Origin of the sequence: Nocardia nova (assembly GCF_002933465.1) — a bacterium.
GTDB classification, from domain to species: Bacteria; Actinomycetota; Actinomycetes; order Mycobacteriales; family Mycobacteriaceae; genus Nocardia; species Nocardia nova_B.
In genome coordinates, this window is sequence record NZ_PSZE01000077.1 from 1 (window position 1) to 3,196 (window position 3,196).

The window sequence follows — 3,196 nt, forward strand, 5'->3', positions numbered from 1 at the left end:
CAGATGTGTATAAGAGACAGCCCTGCACGGCGTCGCTCTGCCCCTCACCGCCGGCCCACTCGACCAGATCCTCACCCCTGCCCATGCCTGGCTCGACGACCTGGCCCACCGACACCTGCGCGACCTCGCAGCCATCGCCCGTCTCGCCGCCCCACTGCCGGCCATCCCCACCCCGCAACTTGGGCCCTGGCCCCGACGCACGCCCACCGACCAATCCCTTACCGTCACCATCACACCCACCAGACCGCCCACCCGCGACATTACCAAGGCAGAACAACGCCGATGCATGATCTACGGAGCACACCTGTGAACCCGCCCCGGCATGCGGCATGCGAAACTTCCACCTGCCACACCGATCCAAACCCGAACCGTCACAGCGAGGAAGCAGTGATCGATGCGATCTGATATCGAGCGTGCCGCGCAGGTAGTTCGCGTTGCCACCGAGTTCGACTGGACCTGGACCGTTGACGATCTGCTCCGATTCAGCGAGCAGATCGGCTGGCGATTGGGTAGCCCCGACGATAAATATCCCACCTTGAACACCGACCTCGACATCAACCGCACCGACGCGTCGGTTGAACTCGACAATACAATTCAACCTGGTCACCCCCGTCCGCTGGACCGGATCTGGGAGTGTCTGAAAGACGGTGGATCTGACCTTGGTCTGACTGGCCGAGCCTGATGGTTCGGCAGGAAGGATCATTCGATGTCGGAGACACTCGAATCCGTGGTGGATGTGGTGGATCAGAAGAAGCTGGCCGAGCAGCTGCTGGCCCAGGCCAAGGAGCAGGGCGTGGAGTTGCTCGGGCCGGGCGGGCTGTTGAATCAGCTGACGAATAACGTGCTTTGGAAGCGGAGATGACCGAACACGTCGGGTATGAGAAACACGATCCCGCTGGTCGCGGGACATCCAACTCCCGCAACGGGACTCGCTCGAAAACGGTGCTGACCGAGATCGGCCCGGTCGAGATCGAGGTGCCGCGGGATACGAACTCATCGTTCGATCCGCAGATCGTGCGTAAGCGGCAACGCCGGTTGACCGGGATCGATGAGATCGTATTGTCCTTGACGGCAAACGGGTTGACCACTGGCGAGGTCGCTGCCCACTTCTCCGACATCTACGGGGCGTCGGTGTCGAAGGACACGGTCTCCAATCACCGACAAAGTAGTCGGCGAGATGGCCGACTGGTGCAACCGGCCGCTGGAGCGCGTGTATCCGGTGGTGTTCATCGACGCGATCCACGTCAAGATCCGGGACGGGCAGGTCGCGAACCGGCCGATCTATGTCGTCATCGGCGTCACCTGCAACGGGGAACGCGACATCCTCGGTCTGTGGGCCGGCGACGGTGGCGAGGGCGCCAAATTCTGGCTGCAGGTGCTGACCGAGATCAAGAACCGCGGAGTCGCCGATGTGTGCATCGCTGTCTGTGACGGGCTGAAGGGACTGCCGGAAGCGATCAACACCGTGTGGGAACGCGCGGTCGTGCAGACGTGTGTTATTCACTTGCTGCGCAACACCTTCCGTTACGCATCCCGCAAGTATTGGGCCGAGGTCAGCAAGGACATCAAACCGGTCTACACCGCACCGACCGAGGCTGCGGCCAAGGAACGGTTCGGTGAGTTCGCGGCCAAGTGGGGCGCACAGTATCCGGCGATCGTGAGGTTGTGGGACAACGCCTGGAGCGAGTTCGTGCCGTTCCTCGACTACGACGTGGAGATCCGGCGGGTCATCTGCTCAACCAACGCGATCGAGTCTCTCAACGCCCGCTACCGGCGCGCGATCCGCGCCCGGGGGCACTTCCCCAGCGAGCAGTCCGCGTTGAAATGCCTGTATCTGGTGACTCGATCATTGGACCCCACAGGTCGTGGCAAGGCACGATGGGCGATGAGGTGGAAACCGGCCTTGAACGCTTTCGCGATCACCTTCGAAGGCCGGATCAACCCGGTCGGTAACTAACAAACACCGAGGGCAGATCCGCCGTTAATCGGACACTCCCCCGGATCTGCTTTTTTGCCAGTGATGTTGTTCTTGATGATCCGAGTGTGCAGGCGGAGTTGGACCAGTGACGGGACCCCGTGGTTCGGTCCACCGGGTGTGAGAGCCGGTTATCGGTGGATGCAGGTTGCAGCGTATCCGGCCGGGGTTTGGTAGCCCAGTGCGGAATGTCTTCTGCGGTGGTTGTATTCGTCTTTCCAGTCGCTGATCACGACCCTTGCTTGAGTCAGTGACCAGAAGCTGTTGATGTTGAGGCACTCGTCGCGCAGGCGACCGTTGAACGATTCGATGTAGCCGTTTCGCCACGGCTGACCGGGCGGGATGAACGCTAAACCGACCCGCTCGCCGGCCCATTCCGCCATGACCGCGGCCGCGAGTTCGGGGCCGTTGTCACAGCGAAGCACCGCTGGATAGCCGCGGTCGACGGCGATGCGGTCGAGTTCGTCGATGAGCCGGTCGGCGGTGATCGAGCGCTCGACCAGGCCGCCGAGACATTCGCGGGTGTGTTCGTCGACGATCGAGACGATCTTGACCGGGTGGCCGTCGGCGGTGGCGTCGAACTGGAAGTCCACTGCCCATACTCGGTTCGGTGCGTCCGCGGTGGTTGTGGTGCCGGTGGAGGCGCCCAGGCGCTTGCGCCGGCGTCGTTGCGGCACCCGCAGTCCCTCGGCGCGCCAGAGTCGCTGGATTTTCTTGTGGTTGACCGTCCAGCCCTCGGCGCGGGCCTCGTGGTAGGCGCGGCGGAAGCCCTGCCGCGGATGGTGTCGCGCCCACGTTCGTAGCCAATCGCGCAGTGCCGCATCGGGATCGGCGGGTGTCTGTGCGGTGGGATGGCGCCGTTGGGTACTTCGGTGTTGCCCGGTGACCCGGCAGGCGAACCGTTCGCTCACTTCGAGCACGCGCATCAGATGCGCCACGGCTGCCCGCCGGCGTTCCGGGTCTAGAAGTTTCCAGTCATGATCGAATCCGCTCACTGCATCGACCCGGCCACGGGTGTGACCCGGAAGTTTCCTGACCCCGTGTCGGGTGTCTTGCTAAGCCTCGATCCACCGACGGGCGTGCGCCCTGTCGGTGTGCCGTGAATGAGAAAGTGCCCTTCGAGCTGGGATGATCACTGTTGTCTAGGCAATGATCGGTCCGGTTCAGAAGGACACTTCGGGTGCAAGTTTCGCATAGGTTCGCTGCGGAGTCGGCGGTGTT

General features: G+C 62.9%; 1 protein-coding gene and 2 pseudogenes. 2 read left to right on the forward strand and 1 reads right to left on the reverse strand.

Annotated elements, in window-relative coordinates:
- The first annotated feature begins 394 nt into the window (after window positions 1-394).
- Window positions 395-682, forward strand: coding sequence for a DUF6301 family protein (locus C5E41_RS32825; protein ID WP_104379542.1), 288 nt, complete (start codon window positions 395-397; stop codon window positions 680-682).
- Window positions 683-706: 24 nt separating this feature from the next.
- Window positions 707-1,957, forward strand: a pseudogene (locus tag C5E41_RS32830) (IS256 family transposase).
- Between the two features lie 149 nt (window positions 1,958-2,106).
- On the opposite strand, the pseudogene C5E41_RS32835 reads toward C5E41_RS32830, so the two are convergent.
- A pseudogene (locus tag C5E41_RS32835) lies at window positions 2,107-2,946 on the reverse strand (IS3 family transposase); the annotation flags it as partial.
- Window positions 2,947-3,196: the final 250 nt, after the last annotated feature.